This is a genomic window from Acinetobacter suaedae, assembly GCF_008630915.1.
Taxonomy (GTDB): domain Bacteria; phylum Pseudomonadota; class Gammaproteobacteria; order Pseudomonadales; family Moraxellaceae; genus Acinetobacter; species Acinetobacter suaedae.
Window position 1 is genome coordinate 645,566 of record NZ_CP043909.1, and the last position, 16,906, is coordinate 662,471.

15 protein-coding genes are annotated in these 16,906 nt (G+C 39.8%); 6 read left to right on the forward strand and 9 right to left on the reverse strand.

Annotation, left to right across the window (positions count from 1 at the left end; genetic code table 11):
* Window positions 1-334: 334 nt before the first annotated feature.
* The gene (gene secA, locus F2A31_RS03105; protein WP_150025124.1) at window positions 335-3,067 is read left to right on the forward strand and encodes a preprotein translocase subunit SecA; all 2,733 of its coding nucleotides are present in this window, start codon (window positions 335-337) and stop codon (window positions 3,065-3,067) included.
* Window positions 3,068-3,224: 157 nt separating this feature from the next.
* Window positions 3,225-3,629, forward strand: a complete 405-nt coding sequence (locus F2A31_RS03110; RefSeq protein ID WP_150025125.1) for a hypothetical protein — start codon at window positions 3,225-3,227, stop codon at window positions 3,627-3,629.
* A gap of 57 nt (window positions 3,630-3,686) precedes the next feature.
* Here the strand turns inward: F2A31_RS03110 and lpxO are convergent, their stop codons facing one another.
* The 3 genes from lpxO to trhA form a co-directional block, all read right to left on the reverse strand.
* Window positions 3,687-4,592: a lipid A hydroxylase LpxO gene (lpxO, locus tag F2A31_RS03115; protein ID WP_150025126.1), complete on the reverse strand. Its 906-nt coding sequence runs from the start codon at window positions 4,590-4,592 to the stop codon at window positions 3,687-3,689.
* 154 nt (window positions 4,593-4,746) lie between these two features.
* The gene (locus F2A31_RS03120; protein ID WP_150025127.1) at window positions 4,747-6,057 is read right to left on the reverse strand and encodes an MFS transporter; all 1,311 of its coding nucleotides are present in this window, start codon (window positions 6,055-6,057) and stop codon (window positions 4,747-4,749) included.
* 118 nt (window positions 6,058-6,175) lie between these two features.
* On the reverse strand, window positions 6,176-6,817 hold the full coding sequence (trhA, locus tag F2A31_RS03125) for a PAQR family membrane homeostasis protein TrhA (protein ID WP_150025128.1): 642 nt from the start codon (window positions 6,815-6,817) through the stop codon (window positions 6,176-6,178).
* Between the two features lie 100 nt (window positions 6,818-6,917).
* Between trhA and F2A31_RS03130 the strand changes: the two genes are divergently transcribed.
* Both F2A31_RS03130 and F2A31_RS03135 read left to right on the forward strand, forming a co-directional pair.
* Window positions 6,918-8,135 carry a class I SAM-dependent methyltransferase gene (locus F2A31_RS03130; RefSeq protein ID WP_150025129.1) on the forward strand — a complete coding sequence of 406 codons (1,218 nt, stop codon included), beginning with the start codon at window positions 6,918-6,920 and terminating at the stop codon, window positions 8,133-8,135.
* Between the two features lie 11 nt (window positions 8,136-8,146).
* The gene (locus F2A31_RS03135) at window positions 8,147-8,587 is read left to right on the forward strand and encodes a GNAT family N-acetyltransferase (protein WP_150025130.1); all 441 of its coding nucleotides are present in this window, start codon (window positions 8,147-8,149) and stop codon (window positions 8,585-8,587) included.
* Between the two features lie 28 nt (window positions 8,588-8,615).
* Here F2A31_RS03135 and F2A31_RS03140 read toward each other — a convergent pair whose 3' ends face one another.
* The 5 genes from F2A31_RS03140 to F2A31_RS03160 form a co-directional block, all read right to left on the reverse strand.
* Window positions 8,616-8,840, reverse strand: coding sequence for a hypothetical protein (locus tag F2A31_RS03140; protein ID WP_150025131.1), 225 nt, complete (start codon window positions 8,838-8,840; stop codon window positions 8,616-8,618).
* 197 nt (window positions 8,841-9,037) lie between these two features.
* On the reverse strand, window positions 9,038-9,892 hold the full coding sequence (locus F2A31_RS03145) for a patatin-like phospholipase family protein (RefSeq protein WP_150025132.1): 855 nt from the start codon (window positions 9,890-9,892) through the stop codon (window positions 9,038-9,040).
* 66 nt (window positions 9,893-9,958) lie between these two features.
* Window positions 9,959-10,222: a hypothetical protein gene (locus tag F2A31_RS03150; RefSeq protein ID WP_150025133.1), complete on the reverse strand. Its 264-nt coding sequence runs from the start codon at window positions 10,220-10,222 to the stop codon at window positions 9,959-9,961.
* A 161-nt stretch (window positions 10,223-10,383) separates the two neighbouring features.
* Window positions 10,384-12,519 carry a 3-hydroxyacyl-CoA dehydrogenase NAD-binding domain-containing protein gene (locus F2A31_RS03155; RefSeq protein WP_150025134.1) on the reverse strand — a complete coding sequence of 712 codons (2,136 nt, stop codon included), beginning with the start codon at window positions 12,517-12,519 and terminating at the stop codon, window positions 10,384-10,386.
* A 10-nt stretch (window positions 12,520-12,529) separates the two neighbouring features.
* Complete coding sequence (locus F2A31_RS03160; protein WP_004908831.1) at window positions 12,530-13,735, reverse strand: acetyl-CoA C-acetyltransferase; 1,206 nt, start codon at window positions 13,733-13,735, stop codon at window positions 12,530-12,532.
* Between the two features lie 178 nt (window positions 13,736-13,913).
* Between F2A31_RS03160 and F2A31_RS03165 the strand changes: the two genes are divergently transcribed.
* Entirely contained in the window at window positions 13,914-14,468 is a 555-nt protein-coding gene (locus F2A31_RS03165) for a P-loop NTPase family protein (protein ID WP_150025135.1), read from the forward strand.
* 19 nt (window positions 14,469-14,487) lie between these two features.
* Here the strand turns inward: F2A31_RS03165 and F2A31_RS03170 are convergent, their stop codons facing one another.
* A complete protein-coding gene (locus F2A31_RS03170; protein WP_005083262.1) occupies window positions 14,488-15,501 on the reverse strand; it encodes an AraC family transcriptional regulator in 1,014 nt (337 codons plus the stop codon).
* Window positions 15,502-15,714: 213 nt separating this feature from the next.
* On the opposite strand from F2A31_RS03170, the gene F2A31_RS03175 reads away from it, so the two are divergent.
* The gene (locus F2A31_RS03175; RefSeq protein ID WP_150025136.1) at window positions 15,715-16,833 is read left to right on the forward strand and encodes a CaiB/BaiF CoA transferase family protein; all 1,119 of its coding nucleotides are present in this window, start codon (window positions 15,715-15,717) and stop codon (window positions 16,831-16,833) included.
* Window positions 16,834-16,906 lie beyond the last annotated feature (73 nt).

The following is a 16,906-nucleotide window of genomic DNA, read 5'->3' on the forward strand; positions in this document are numbered from 1 at the left end:
TGTGATGATTCAATATGAAGCATTCTCTTTATAAATAAAATTATTGTTTTTTCATTTTATTATCATTTTAAAATATATATGTGCTGGCTTTATGTTATAAAAATGATCAGAAATTCACATTTAAATCGATGTAACGGAAAAGCAAATTTGCTACATTAACGATCTTTGGTTGCATGATGTCAGAATCATTTTGCAGGTTTTTTTAGCTGTTTGGATGTAAAGCACTTGTAGTTCTTATTTCTGACTCCATAATAACAGCTAAGAAAAAATTAACCGACCTAAGGTTTGTTGATATTTCCAAACCTTATAACAAACAGGATTAGAGAGTTTATTCATGTTGGCAAGTCTGATCGGAGGTATCTTCGGTACTAAAAATGAGCGTGAGCTCAAACGCATGCGTAAAATTGTTGAGCAAATCAATGCGCTTGAACCGACGATATCTACTCTTAACGATGCAGACCTCTCTGCAAAAACTCCAGAATTCAAACAACGTTATCAAAACGGTGAAAGTCTAGATAAATTACTGCCTGAAGCTTTTGCGGTCTGTCGTGAAGCCGCTAAGCGTGTCATGGGTATGCGCCATTATGATGTACAGTTAATCGGTGGTATTACCTTGCATGAAGGTAAAATTGCTGAAATGCGTACAGGTGAAGGTAAAACCTTGATGGGTACCTTAGCGTGTTATCTCAATGCATTGAGTGGTCAGGGCGTTCACGTTATTACCGTAAATGACTACTTGGCACAGCGTGATGCGGAGTTAAATCGTCCATTATTCGAATTCTTAGGTTTGAGTATTGGGGTAATTTATTCTATGCAAATGCCTGATGAGAAAGCGCAAGCTTATCTTGCAGACATTACTTACGGTACCAATAACGAATTTGGTTTTGATTATCTACGTGACAACATGGTGTTTTCTCTACAAGAGAAAAAACAGCGTGGTTTAAGCTATGCAATCATCGATGAGGTTGACTCAATCTTAATTGATGAAGCTCGTACACCATTGATTATTTCAGGGCAAAGTGAAGATTCTTCTCAGCTTTATCAATTGATTAATAGTATCCCGCCAAAATTACGTCCGCAGAAAGAAGAAAAAGTTGCGGATGGTGGGCATTTCTGGGTAGACGAAAAGCAGCGTTCAGTTGAAATGACTGAAATCGGCTATGAAACTGTTGAACAAGAATTGATTCAAATGGGTTTGTTGGCGGAAGGTGAGAGCCTTTATTCTGCAACCAATCTAAATTTGGTTCATCATGTGACGGCAGCGATTCGTGCACATTATCTTTACCAAAAGAACGTGCACTATATCATCGGTATCAATCCACAAACGCAAAAAGAAGAAGTGATTATTGTGGATGAAAGTACTGGTCGTACCATGCCAGGTCGCCGTTGGTCAGAAGGTTTACATCAAGCGGTTGAAGCCAAAGAAAACATGGAAATTCAACCTGAAAACCAAACACTTGCAACGACGACATTCCAGAACTATTTCCGTCTATATAAAAAGCTTTCAGGTATGACAGGTACTGCTGATACTGAAGCAGCGGAAATGAAAGAAATTTATGGTTTGGATGTGGTGATCATTCCAACGCATAGACCAATGGTGCGTATCGACCATAATGATTTAATCTATTTAAATCGCAATGGTAAATATAATGCCATCATTGAAGAAATTACCAATATTCGTCAGAAGGGTGTAGCACCAATTTTGATTGGTACTGCAACAATTGAAGCAAGTGAAATCCTGTCTTCAAAATTACTACAAGCAGGTATTCATCACGAAGTCCTAAATGCGAAACAACATGAGCGTGAGGCAGATATTATTGCGCAAGCAGGTAGCCCGAATGCGGTAACCATTGCAACCAATATGGCAGGTCGTGGTACAGATATTTTGCTTGGTGGTAACTGGAAAGCTAAGCTAGCTAAAATTGAAAATCCGACACCTGAAGATGAAACACGTTTGCAAGCACAATGGGAAAAAGACCATGAAGATGTATTAGCATCAGGTGGTTTACATATCATTGGTTCTGAACGTCATGAATCACGCCGTATTGATAACCAGCTACGTGGTCGTGCAGGTCGTCAAGGTGATCCTGGTGTATCTCGGTTCTATTTGTCGCTTGAAGATGACTTGATGCGTATTTTCGCTGGTGATCGTGTCGTTGCCATGATGCGTGCGATGGGCTTGCAAGAAAATGAAGCTATCGAACATAAAATGGTGAGCCGTTCGATTGAAAATGCACAACGTAAAGTTGAGGCACGTAACTTTGATATTCGTAAGAACTTATTAAAGTATGATGATGTTAATAATGAACAACGTAAGATCATTTATTCACAGCGTGATGAAATTCTTGCAGAAAGCACATTGCAAGAATACATCGAAGAAATGCATCGTGAAGTCATTAAAGGCGTGATTGCAAACTTTATTCCACCAGAGTCAGTTCATGACCAATGGGATATTGAAGGCTTAGAAAATGCATTAAAAGTAGATTTAGGTATCGAGTTACCAGTACAGCAGTGGCTAACTCAAGATCGTCGTTTGGACGAAGAAGGTTTGATAGCTCGTATTTCAGATGAGGTTGTGAAGCGTTATCGCCAACGCCGTGAACAAATGGGTGTTGAATCCGCTGTGATGCTAGAGCGTCACTTTATGCTAAATTCACTTGACCGTCACTGGAAAGATCATTTGGCAGCAATGGACTACTTGCGTCAAGGGATTCATTTACGTGGTTACGCACAGAAAAATCCTGAACAAGAGTATAAGAAAGAAGCTTTTAATCTGTTTGTGAATATGTTGGGTGTGATTAAGTCCGATGTGGTAACGGATTTATCTCGTGTGCATGTTCCGACAGCTGAAGAGCTAGCAGAAATGGAAGCGCAGCAGCAACGTCAAGCGGAATCGATGCGTCTTTCTTTTGAGCATAATGAGGTTGATGGTTTAACAGGAGAAGTGACGAGTTCTGAGGAAGCAGAGCCAGTAACGAATGTCGCATTCCCAGTACCAGAAAGTCGTAATGCACCTTGTCCATGTGGTTCAGGTTTAAAATATAAACAATGTCACGGTAAAATCTAGATCTCTCTTATTTTGAGTCGTGAGCCAAATCTCTCTTTGTAAAGGGAGATTTGGGAGATTTATTTTTACGATAAACTACTTGAGTCTAATCAAGCTTTGTAGTTTGATTATTGAACTTACAGTTCTTGATTGAATTGATATTAAAAGCGGGAAGACAATGAAAAAACCATTACAACTTTTAATTTTGGCAAGTGCAGCGGTATCAAGCTTTGCGTTTGCAAAAGATGCTGCACAAACTACGACTGTGGAAAAAGTGCAGGCGGCTAAAGGTGAGACTTCAGCTCAGGCACAAGTGAAACATGATGTGACGACAGTGATTAGTCCTCGTACAGGGATTCGTTATACTTTAGGTGATACGGGTAATCGTCCAATTGTGTTGCAAACAGCTGCGATTGCACCAGCAAACTCTGCGAATGTCGATCGTATTGTGGCATCGAATCCAGCATTGTCTGAAAAAAGCCAAGAAAAAGCCAAGATTGCTTTAATTGGTGAGACGGCTGTGCAAGCTGCAAATGCTCAAGCATTGCAAACAGCAAGCGCACAAACCGTAAAAAGTAACTAATATTTTTAAATAAAAAAAGAGATGCTTTAGCATCTCTTTTTTTATTTAATACCGTATTTATAGTAGGCTTGGTAATAAGATTAAAGCAATAATAATTGCGAATAATAGCCACTTAGCAGTGTAATACAGTGGGCGATTGCGTGCTTTTAATCCACGACCATAATGATGAATAGCATAGCCATACTTAAAAATGCGATTGATAAATCCTGTTTTATCTTGATCATCATTGGGTGAGCTGGCAGCTGACATCACATTACGACCAAACCAATGATTGAATTTTTGCGCCCAGCCCCATTTCATTGGGCGTTCGATATCACAGAATAAAATGATACGGGTTTGATCTGTTTTATTATGTGCCCAATGTACATAGGTTTCATCAAAAACGGTTGCTTCACCATCTCTCCAGCTATAACGCTCTTGATCAACCTCGATAAAACAGTCATCACTATTCGGAGTGACTAAACCCAAGTGATAACGTACTGAACCAGCATAAGGATCACGGTGTTTGCCTAAGTAACTTCCAGATGGCAACTCAGTAAACATTGCTGCTTTAACGGAAGGAATACTTTCAAGTAGTGCTACAGTCTTTGGACAAAGCTGTTGCGCTGATGGATGGCTATCTTGGTACCATTTTAAATAGAAACGTTTCCAGCCACGTTTAAAAAAGGTATTAAAGCCTGCATCATTATTTTTCTCAGACGCTTTGATTTGATTTTGTAGTTGAATGGCTTCTTCCCGAATCACTTGCCAATTATCTTGTAATGGCTTGAGTTCAGGAAATTGCGCCACGTCAAAAAATGGCTGGTTTGGGAGTTTAGAGAAACCAGTCATAAACATGTTTACAGGCGCTAAAAATGTAGAATGGTCAAATAGTTGCCGAGATATTTTTAATCGCTCTTTACCTCGGAAATAGGTATATAAGAAACTGACTAAAAATACGGCAATGATAATCACTGCGTACATAAGCACAAAAGTCTAAAAATGGGAGGCGGTTAGTTTAGCACAAAATATATTTGGACGAGTATTGTTATAAAAGCAAGTTTAGAAGATCATCATGGAGCGAATAAACAGCATCAGGTGAGCATTACTTGATGCTCACCTGATGTTTTATAAGAGATTAGATTTGGTTATTTACATCGATGTTTTTAGTTTCTCGAATCAATAAAAAAGCAATCAGAGATAATAATGCTGCGGCACTGAGATAATAACCGACTGCTTGTAAACCAAAGTTTTCAGCAAGTTTGGTGGCAATATAGGGTGCAAAAGAAGCACCAAAGATACCTGCTAAATTAAAGGTGAGTGCAGAACCTGTGTAACGTACAGATGTCGGGAACAGCTCAGATAAGATCGTGCCAATCGGACCGTAAGTTAATCCCATGATGGATAAACCGATGCATAAGAATAAGAACACCAAGATTGGGCTACCAGAGTCCAGTAAGCTTGCGAATACTAAACCAAACAAAGCCGCTAAAATACAGACAGCGATGGATGTTGTTCGACGACCGATTTTCTCAGCAAAAATTGCGGATAAAGGAATAAATCCAGCAAAACATAAAGTAGCAACAAGCTGTAACTTTAAAAACTCAGTTCGAGTATAACCGAGTTGTGTTGTTCCCCAAGTGAGTGCAAAAACAGTGGTGAGATAGAACACAACAAAAGTACAAATTGCGGCAACTGTTCCAAGAATCAGTTTAGGCAAGTGCTTGGTCATGACTTCTTTAAATGGAACGTTTACTTCTTTTTGTTTATCCAATACCTTTTGAAAGGCTGGTGTTTCATGTAACTTCAAGCGAATGTATAAACCAACTAAAACTAAAACAGCACTCGCGATAAAAGGAATACGCCATCCCCAAGTCATAAATGCTTGTTCAGTCATGAATGCACCAAGCAAGAGGAATGAACCAGTTGCGAGGATGAATCCAATTGGCGCACCTAATTGAGGGAACATGCCATACCATGCGCGTTTACCTTCTGGTGCATTCTCTGTTGCGAGTAATACAGCACCGCTCCATTCACCCCCTAAACCCAGTCCTTGTCCCAAACGGCATAGGGCAAGTAACAGTGGCGCAGCAATACCAATCTGTGCATAAGTCGGTAACAGACCAATACAGACCGTTGAAATCCCCATGGTCAATAGTGCTGCAACTAAGGTTGCTTTACGTCCTATACGATCGCCTAAATGACCAAAAAGCGCAGCGCCTACTGGTCGCGCAATAAATGCGATTGCAAACGTGGCCAAGGACTGCAGTAGTGCAGCGCTACCACTACTTGCGGGAAAGAACAGATGAGGAAAAATAATGACTGCGGCAGTGGCATAAATATAAAAGTCAAAAAACTCAATTGTAGTCCCAACGAGACTAGCAAACAGTACACGTGTTTTTGAATTGCTTGCCACCTCACCAGTGGCAGCCATAGAGTTTGACGACATAGATGACCTTAATTCTAATGATCTAAGACAAAATACAAAGCGTTTGTCTCAGATGTTCCTTATTAAATGCGGGGCTTACTTAGGAATTGAATGTAATGAATGCTAGCAAAGTGCTTGCTTACAACACATACCAATAGATCGCTAGAAAATGTAAACCTGCTCCTACTAGCACAAAGATATGCCATATTGCGTGGGTATATCTTACCTTTTTTAATGCATAAAACAATGTGCCTATGGTATAAGCCAGTCCACCAGCAATCAGCAGCTGTAGTGCATCCTTGGATAAATAACGTTGCATGTCATCCATCAATAAAATAGCTAACCAGCCCATTACCAGATAAGCAACTAATGAAAGCTTTTGAAAACGATGAATAAACACTAATTTAAATAAGGTACCGATGAACGCAATGACCCAAAGTGCAATCAAAAGATAGTCTGCTTTGGCAGTAGGTATGGCAATGCTGAGAAAGGGGGTATAGGTGCCTGCAATTAGATAATAAATCGCGGTATGATCCAGTTTCTTGTACCAATATCGTCTGGTTTCATCTTGTGCGAAGTGATAAAGCATTGAACTGCTGAGTAGCAATACTAAACTAAAACCATAGACCCATAGACTGATCCATTGACCCAAGGGAAGATAGCTCCCTTTGATAATCAAGAAAACAGAGGCAATTAACGCTATTATTGCACCAATACCATGACTATATGCATTGAGTCGTTCTTCTTTTGGATCATAATTCAACATTGAGTTCATGTTCATCGCAATAAGCTTTGCATAAAAATACAACTGTATCGTAATGCAATTTCCCTTTTAAAGTAAGACGCTTTAAAATTTAGTTTCTATTTGTCAGGTTTTCACTATGTTTGCGCCGAAATTTTCTTTTGAACAAGAACAACAGTTTTTCTTGGATATCCAGCAATCGATTGAAAATAAAAGCTTTGATCGTCTGATTTTGAGTCAGTATAAAGGTGAAATGACAGATTTAGAAAAAATGACATTTCGGATTATTGAGTTGCAGGGGCAAGCCACTTTATCTTGTTTATATCATCATAAAACCCAAGACATTACTAAAAACTATTCGATGAATGAAGGGATTGAGAAAATTGCCGAACTATTGGCACACTCTAAACAGGCTAATTTATTCGCGCTTGATCAAGAAGCCCAACTCAAGAAAAATAAAAAGAAAGCAATGCTCAATGTGCAAAAAAGAAAACCCTTGTCGAAGGAGATAGAGCAACGTCAGCATAATCGTGCAAAGCATCGTTATGTAGAGCAGCAAAGCCCATTTTTAAAACATCTAGGTATCACGGATGAAAAGGGGCAAGTCATTCCAAGCATGGCGCGTAAATGGAAACAGATCAATAAATTCATTGAAATATTTTCCAACGCTTATGCTCAAATTGATGCTTCTCAACAAGAACTGAATATCGTTGACTTTGGTTCTGGCAAAGGCTATTTAACCTTTGCTTTATATGACTATTTACAAGCCCAACAAAAAACGCCTTTGATTACAGGTGTGGAATTACGCTCGAATTTAGTTGAGTTTTGCCAGAAAGTTGCAGATGACGTCGGGTTTAATCATCTTGATTTTTTCGAAGGGGATGTGCGGAGCTATCAACCTGAAAAGTTGGATGTCATGATCGCATTGCATGCTTGTGATATTGCAACCGATTTTGCGATTCATACAGGGATTCGTCTCAATGCCTCGATGATTATGTGTGCGCCGTGTTGCCATAAAGAATTAAGACCTCAACTTAAGAGTCCAGAAGTGTTACAACCGATGCTGCAATTCGGTATTCATGCTGGACAGCAGGCTGAAATGCTCACAGATACTTTGCGGGCTTTATTGCTCAAAGCTTACGGTTATGAAACTAAAGTCTTCGAGTTTGTCTCATTAGAACATACTAGTAAGAACAAAATGATTTTGGCGACCAAGCGCAAAGATATTCAGCAGCCTGATGCCAAAATTTTGCAGCAGATACAAGCATTAAAAACGATGTATGGCATTCAAAAGCAAAGTTTGGAGTTGCTATTAAAGGATCAAATGCCTATCGAAAATGTAGGTTGTAAGTGCTAATGGAAAATGAAATGCATCTGTTTTGTATTAAACATGGTCAATGGAATCAATTACAACTACAGCACGATGCCAAGCGTATTCGTGAATTGGTATTTATCCGCGAACAAAATATTTCTGAACAGGATGAGTGGGACGATCAAGACCAAGTGTCGGAACATTTTGTCGTCTATGAACAAGATCGAGCAATTGCGACAGCTCGATTATTACCTGATCATCATTTAGGGCGTGTTGCCGTATTGCAAGAGTATCGAGGTCAGGGCATTGGGCAATTGATCATGTTGGAAATGATTGCTTATGCTAAATCTCAAAATCGACCATTTCTACAGCTTTCTGCACAAACGCACGCTACTTCATTTTATGAAAAATTAGGCTTTGTGGCTCAAGGCGATGAATATGATGAGTGTGGTATTCCACATATTGAAATGATCATGCCAATCACAGACAAGATATAACCTGTAAGATTGGCATTTATCGATCTGACTATTGTTTAGATTGTGCAGCCACTTCAGAGCTTGCAGAAGAGGTTTCCTGAGAAAGCTCTTGCTGTGCCTTACGTTGCGCGCCAGGCATATAATCAGGTTCTTGGGTCATCGCTAAATAGAAAAAACTTAAAAAAATAGTGCTGAGTACCCCAACAATAATGACAAACTTCCATCCCAATACTGTTTCATTTGAGTCTTTTTGTGGAGATGGTTTATTGCTCATGAAAAAATCCAAAAAATAAAGAAAACGTAATTTTGCGCCTTTTGGACTTAGCTTGCCAAGTATAAATATATAATTCTTTACCGCTTACGCTTGGATAAGATGGTCAATCAGACTCTTTATATTTGAAATGTTGCTCTGGCGAGTGACTGAAAGAACAGTACGATCTCGCCATCTTATACATTTGATTGATTTTCACATTACAGTTTATGCCAGTCTTCAATTGCTTGTAGACCAGTTTCAACGCCAATATCATAACTATAGCGAATTTTTGCTTTATTCTTGGTGAGTCGACCTGCCATATTTTTTAAATCAGGTGGGCATACTTCCAGAATTTTTTGATCAGATGGGGTGCGGATAAACTGAACTGAATCATTGTAACGTTGAGTTCTTGTTAAAAGACTATGTGCAAAACCATGTTGCCGTTTAAATAAGTATTTAGCAAGAAACTGGTCACCTTTACTGTTGGCTTTGTAATAGTTTTGAGGACGAGTACGCAATACCATGAGCTTTGAAACATGATTCTGTTGAGCAGCCCAATGTACTGGGAGAGCATCCGCAACGCCACCATCGAAATAAGGCTCACCAAACACCTCAACCGCTTGACGTGTCAATACTGGAATCGAACTCGATGCCCTTAGACCATCTAAAATATTATCTTTAGAGGCTTTAATATAAGTCGCCTCACCAGATATGGCATGAGTGAGTACCATATAAAACTCAGGGTGATTGGCAAATAGTTGGGTTTGATTGAGAGGATGTTCTTTTTCCACCACATCCCACATCCATTTTAGATCAAGTAAATCACCGCCTTTAAAAAAGCGTCCATAATGAATGAATTCAGAACGAAGTGAGTGATCTAAATAAATTTGTAGCGTTCGACCTTGTTGAGTAGCTAAGTAGTTTGCAACATTAGTCGAGCCAGAGGAGACACCAACACAAAGATCAAAAGGATTAAATTGTTGCTGTAAAAATGCATCTAAGACACCGCTGGTAAATGCACCACGCATACCACCACCTTCAACGACCAGTGCTTGACGATTTTGTTGAAGCATTGAAAATCTCGAATACCATGATAAACCCCTGTTTAACACGGATTTATCATGTTCGACAATAGCACTTTAGTGTTGGTGAGACTCTGCATCAGTAGTTGTGGTTGCCGTTGTTGTATTGTTTTTAGCTGCCTCTAATGCTTCTGGCGACATCGCTGGTGCAGTTTTAAAAGCATGTTGTTGGCTGCTGGTTTGCTTTTGACTTGGCATATAATCAGGTTCATTGGTGATGGCTAAGTAAAAAATCACCATAAAAATAAAGCTTAGAATGATCGTGATAATCAGCGCTTTCCACCCCCAAGGTGAAGTTTCTGGGCATAATTTCTCAGACATAAGACAAATTTCCAAAGGACAAAAAAGAAAGCAGAATTAGGGAGATTTATAGCACAATTTGTGATGAGTTAGGCAGAAGTTTTGCATCGATTTTGTCGAATAGTAAAAAGCTCATATCGGTAATTAATATCGATATGAGCTGTAAGTTTTTAAAAAATAAGTTATTGAATGACTTCTTTGCTTTGTGCTTTGTCTTTCAGCAGTTGCGGTGGAGTGAAACGTTCACCATATTTAGCAGCCAATTCCTCTGAACGTTGTAGTGATTTTTCAATCCCATTTTGATTTAGGAATTGAATTGCACCACCAGTCCATGGAGCAAAACCGATTCCAAAAATTGAACCGACATTGGCATCAATTACTGATTCTAGAACACCTTCTTCATAGCAGCGTAAGGTATCGAGTGCTTGAACAAACAAGAAACGATCAATCATATCTTGTTCAGAAATATCATTCGCTTTTGTCCAACGGCTGAGCCCATCCCACAAATGTTTTTTGCCATTTTCTGGATATTCATAGAAGCCTGCACCTGCTGCTTTACCTTTACGATTTAGCTCGTGAATCATGGTGTGAACCACTTCATCTACAGGGGTTTTCGGTAAGTCTTTCCCTTCAGCTTGCAGTGCTTTGCGCGTTTCGCTTGCAACATGCTCAGTCAGAGTTAAAGATACTTCATCCTGAATCGCAAGAGGACCTACAGGCATGCCTGCTTTGAGTGCTGCCATTTCGATTTTCGCTGGATGAACACCTTCAGCAAGTAGACGCATACCTTCTTGAATGAACGTACCAAACACACGACTGGTAAAGAAACCACGACTATCATTCACTACGATTGGTGTTTTAGCAATTTGTTGAACAAAGTCATAGGCTTTAGCTAATGTTTCAGCTGAAGTTTGTTTACCTTTGATGATTTCGACCAATTGCATTTTGTCTACAGGGCTAAAGAAATGTAAGCCAATAAAGTTTTTGGCATCTTTACTTGCTGTTGCTAGACCTGTGATTGGTAGGGTAGACGTATTCGATGCAAAGATTCCACCTTCCGCTAAATACTGTTCAGCTTCTTGAGTCACCTTGGCTTTGAGTTCTTGATTCTCAAATACTGCTTCAATGATTAAATCACAGCCTTGTAGATCAGCTGCATCAGCAGTAGCCGTAATAAGTGCCAACACTTGATCACGTTTTTCTGCTGTCATACGACCTTGTGAAACACGTTTATCAAGTAACTTTTGCGAGTAAGCTTTGCCTTTCTCTGCATTTTCTACAGACACATCTTTGAGTACGACAGGAATACCCTTGATTGCGGTTGAGTAGGCAATCCCTGCACCCATCATACCTGCACCTAAAACACCGACTTTCTTCGCTTGCCATTTAGCAACTTCAGTAGGACGACTCGCACCTGATTTAATTGCATTTAGACCATGCCAAAACGTACCGATCATGTTCTTCGACACTTGACCGACAGTCAGTTGTGTAAAGTAACGTGATTCAATACGAAGTGCGGTATCGACATCAACTTGAGCACCTTCAACTGCCGCCGCCATAATCGCTTCAGGAGCAGGGTAGCAACCTTTTGTTTTGTCACGTAGCATGGCAGGGGCAATTGCAAGCACTTGTGCAACAGCAGGCGTTCTAGGGTCACCACCGGGGATTTTGTAGCCTTTCACATCAAATGGTTGCTGTGACTTTGGATTAGCTTTCACCCAAGCAATTGCTTTTTCTAACAGCTCTTGTTCATTCTCAGCCGTGTCATGTACCAAGCCGAGAGATTTTGCTTTATCGACACCAAATTGCTTACCTTCCATGAGGAACGGGAATGCATTTTGTAAGCCAAGCAAACGTACCATACGGACGATACCACCACCACCAGGAAGTAGTCCTAAAGTCACTTCAGGTAAACCAAATTTAGTTTTTGGATCATTAATGGCAATACGATAATGACAACCTAAAGCGATTTCCCAGCCACCACCAAGCGCAGTCCCGTTTAAAGCTGCAACAACAGGCACACCTAAAGTTTCGATTGTGCGTAAGTCACCTTTGAGTTTTTCAATCATCTTGAAAAATTCAGTAGCGTGTTCAGGTTGTACCTGAATCAGCTCATCTAGGTCACCACCAGCAAAGAAGGTTTTCTTAGCTGAACGGAAAATAATACCTTTCAGATCAGTTTCAGCTTTGAGTTTTTGACTGACCTCATCTAAAGCATCACGGAACTCTGCATTCATGGTGTTTGCAGATTGACCAGATGAATCAAGCGTAAGAATTACAATATTGTCAGCGTTTTTTTCGTATTTAATAGCGCTCATGTTGTTCTCCTTACACCAACTCGATAATGGTAGCGATACCCATACCACCACCGACACATAATGTTGCTAGACCACGTTTTTTACCTTGACGCTCTAATTCATCTAGCAAAGTTCCTAGAATCATGGCGCCTGTTGCACCCAATGGATGTCCCATCGCAATTGCACCACCATTGACGTTGACTTTCTCAGCAGGAACTTTCAGTTCTGTAATAAAACGCATTACCACCGCTGCAAAAGCTTCATTTACTTCAAATAAATCAATATCGTCGATGCTCAAGCCTGCTTTTTCTAATGCTTTACGTGCAGCAGGGGCAGGACCAGTCAACATAATGGTTGGATCTGTACCGACCAATGCAGTTGCAAGTACTTTTGCACGAGGTTTTAAACCCTGCTCTTTGACTGCTTTTTCAGAAGCCAATAACACCACCGCAGCACCATCAACGATACCTGATGAGTTACCCGCATGATGGACGTGATTGATTTTTTGAGCTTCAGGATACTTCTGTAAAGCAACAGCATCGAAGCCCATTTGACCCATCATTTCAAAGCTAGCATTCAGTTTTGCTAAACCTTCAACTGTGGTATTTCCTTTGATAAATTCATCTTTTTCTAAAATTGTTACACCTGCATGATCTTTCACAGGTACAACTGATTTATCGAAATAACCATTTGCCTGAGCGGCAGCAGCCTTTTGTTGCGAACCGACCGCAAATGCATCTACATCTGCACGGCTATAACCATCTAAAGTTGCGATTAAGTCTGCACCCACACCTTGTGGAACAAAAGAAGATTTCAAATTGGTTTCTGGATCAAGCGCCCATGGACCACCATCTGAACCCATTGGAATGCGTGACATTGACTCCACACCGCCAGCAACCACAACATCTTCCCAACCTGAACGAACTTTTTGTGCTGCCAAGTTCACCGCTTCTAAACCAGAAGCACAGAAACGATTGATTTGTACGCCTGCGACATCATCATTCCAACCTGCAGCAATCGCAGCAGTTTTGGCAATATCCCCACCTTGATCACCAATCGGTGTCACACAACCGAGAACGATATCATCGACTTTAGATGTATCGAGTTGATGGCGTTGTTGTAATTCATTTAATAATGTTGTGAGTAAAGTAATTGGTTTTACTTCATGTAATGAGCCGTCTTTTTTTCCTTTTCCGCGTGGTGTGCGAATGGCATCAATAATATAGGCCTCGCTCATAGCTGTTCCTTGTATTGCCTTAAATTAAAATCATTGTGCTTCGAGTGTACTCAATTTAAGAGGTAGTGCAATGATGATAAACATTGGCAGGTTTGATGTTTTTCGCCAATTCAGTTGACTGTTGAAAAGATGAAATATTCAGTAAAATATATGGTCATAATTCAACAAAATTATCTTGATGAAATTTATTAATGTTGTCGGAACATCAGCTTCTGGAAAAACGACCTTTGCTCGCCAACTTGCTAAAAAGTTAGGGTTGATTCATATCGAAATGGATGACTTGTTTTGGTTGGATAATTGGCAAGAAACGCCAGATGATGAATTTTTTTCTAAATTACAAAATCGAATGGATCAAGCCTCTAGTGGGTGGATACTTGATGGTAATTATTCTCGAACGCAAGATTTGAAGCTTAGATATATTGATACGATTATTTGGTTAGATTACTCATTTTCATTCAACCTTTATCGATCAATCAAACGAGCAATTACTAGAGCTGTGACACAGAAAAAATTATGGCCAAACTCGAATAATCGAGAAAGTTTTAAGTCCAGTTTTCTTTCTAAGGATTCCATTATTTTATGGATGATCAGTCATCATGCTAAAAATAGAAAAAAGTATCTCGCAATGATGGAAAATCCCGAATATCAACATATTCGCTTTATTCAATTAACTTCTCCGAGAGAAGCAGCCGAATTCCTTAATAAAATGAATGGATCGCCTAAATATTATTAAACGATCCATGCTGTGAGTTTTATGAATGATGGCCGTGTAACTGACGATATAAACCTGGTGTTACACCTGTCCATTTTTTAAAGGCACGGTGGAAAGTACTGGTTTCACTGAAGCCCACTTGTTGAGCAACATCTTCTAAAGTGAGATTCGGTGTTAACAATAAGTGAATCGCAGCATCACGACGCAGCGCATCTTTGACACCTTGATAGCTTTTACCTTCGGCAGCTAAACGACGACGTAAGGTTTGAGGGGATAAATACAACATCGACGCTACATCATTGAGTGTCGGCATTTCTTCACCGATTTGGCTCTTCAATACATCACGAATTCGTGAAGTCAAAGAGTTGGTGTTTTTGAATTTCACTAGAAGCTGCGCTGGCGCTGCTTTTAAGAACTCTTCTAAAGTATTTTCATCTTGGCGAATTGGTAGATCAAGATAATCTGCCGCAAACGTAATCTCTGTACGCGGTGCATCGAACTGCATGACAGGTGCAAAGAACAATGCATCATATTCATCGGCATGGCTTGGACGCTCATAACCAAAATGTACGCGTTCTAAGGGCAAACGACGTTCAATCAACCAAGATGCAAGACCATGCCAAATCATCAGCATACTTTCAGTAATAAAATGATCTGGATCGAGTGATTTTGGGATGTGAGGAACTAAGCGCGCTTCATGTTTGTCACGCTCTAAACTTACAGACCATTCGTCACCAAACAGTTTGTAGAATTGTGATGAAAGCTCAAGTGCCTGACCGAGTGTTTTTGAATGAATAATCAATTGGCACATGATTGCGAATGTACCTAAGCGACGAGGTTGGATATCAAAACCGACATGTTCGTCTTGGGTCACCATCCATAACATTTTAACAAAGCGAGTATATTGTTCAGGGGAGATTCGAGCTTTAGGCTGGCGCAGGAGTTCTGCTTCTATACCGACATGTGAAAGTAATGTTTCAACGTCCATGCCTAGGCGTTTCACACCTGTTAAAGCCGCATTCACGAAGTGGATGCTGATCGTATCACGGCTCATATTGAATCCTTCAGTTTCTTTACTATTCACGATAATTGACCTAAATAACCGTCTAAAATATCAAATTGGGCAATTGACAAGAAAAATAATTGCTCAATGTGTACATGTTAAATTGCCGAAACTATCAAGGTAAATGGCTGAACATGACATTGTTTTTATGTTTATCCCTACCTAGTATAAAAGAAAATTTAAACAAAATGAGTAAAAATTATCATGCCATCTGCATTAAAAGGATTGAAAGTTCTCGATTTTTCTACTTTGTTACCAGGTCCATTCGCAAGTATGTATCTTGCAGACATGGGTGCAGAAGTTATCCATATTGAATCACCGACTCGCCCAGACTTAGTAAGGATTATGCCGCCCTATGCGAACGGTCAGGCCACTGCACATAGTTATCTGAATCGAAATAAGCAGTCGATTGCATTAGATCTTAAAGATCAAGCAAGTATTGAGCTCATTAAAAATAAAATTTCAGAATTTGATATTGTGTTGGAGCAATTTCGTCCTGAAGTGATGCGCCGTCTAGGTTTGGATTATGAAACCTTAGCAGAAATCAATCCACGTTTAATTTACTGTTCAATTACAGGTTATGGTCAAACAGGAAGTTATAAAGATCGTGCGGGACATGATATTAATTATTTAGCCCTTGCTGGCGTTTCCGGTCATAGTGGTCGTCAAGATAGTGGGCCACCACCACTTGGAATTCAGATCGCAGATGTTGCTGGTGGTTCATTACATGCAGTGATTGGTATTCTCGCAGCAGTGATTGAGCGCCAACATAGTGGTATCGGGCAATATATTGATATTTCGATGACCGATTGTGTAGCAAGCTTAAATAGCATGGCTGCTTCAGCGAGTTTAGCTGGACAAACCCCGCAGGGGCCTGAGCAAGGGATGCTCAATGGTGCGAGTTTTTATGACTATTATGAAACAAAAGATGGTCGCTATTTTTCAGTTGGAAGTTTAGAACCTCAATTTATGGCAGGCTTAGCTGCTGCTTTAGACTTACCAATACTTATGGCAAAAGGTGCATCTTTCGATTCAGAAGATCGTCAAGCTGTAAAACAAGCTTTAAAGGATAAATTTAAAACTCAAGATTTTGCCGCATGGCAGCAGGTATTTCAAAACTTAGATATTTGTGTGGAACCAGTACTCAATTTAGACGAAGCTTTAGTATCACCAATAGCAGAACAACGAGGTTGGGTGGTGGATGTCCCTTTATCAGAACATACTGATCAAACTGAACCTCAGTTAGCTTGTCCAATTAAGTTTTCTCGATCTCAAATGGTATATACATTTATAGGGCAGGCGTTAGGAGAGGGCAAATGGTAGAAAAAATGCGCATATAATCACTAAATGTTAAAATATTGTACAGATTGTTAACATTTTGAATAAATTGTAATTT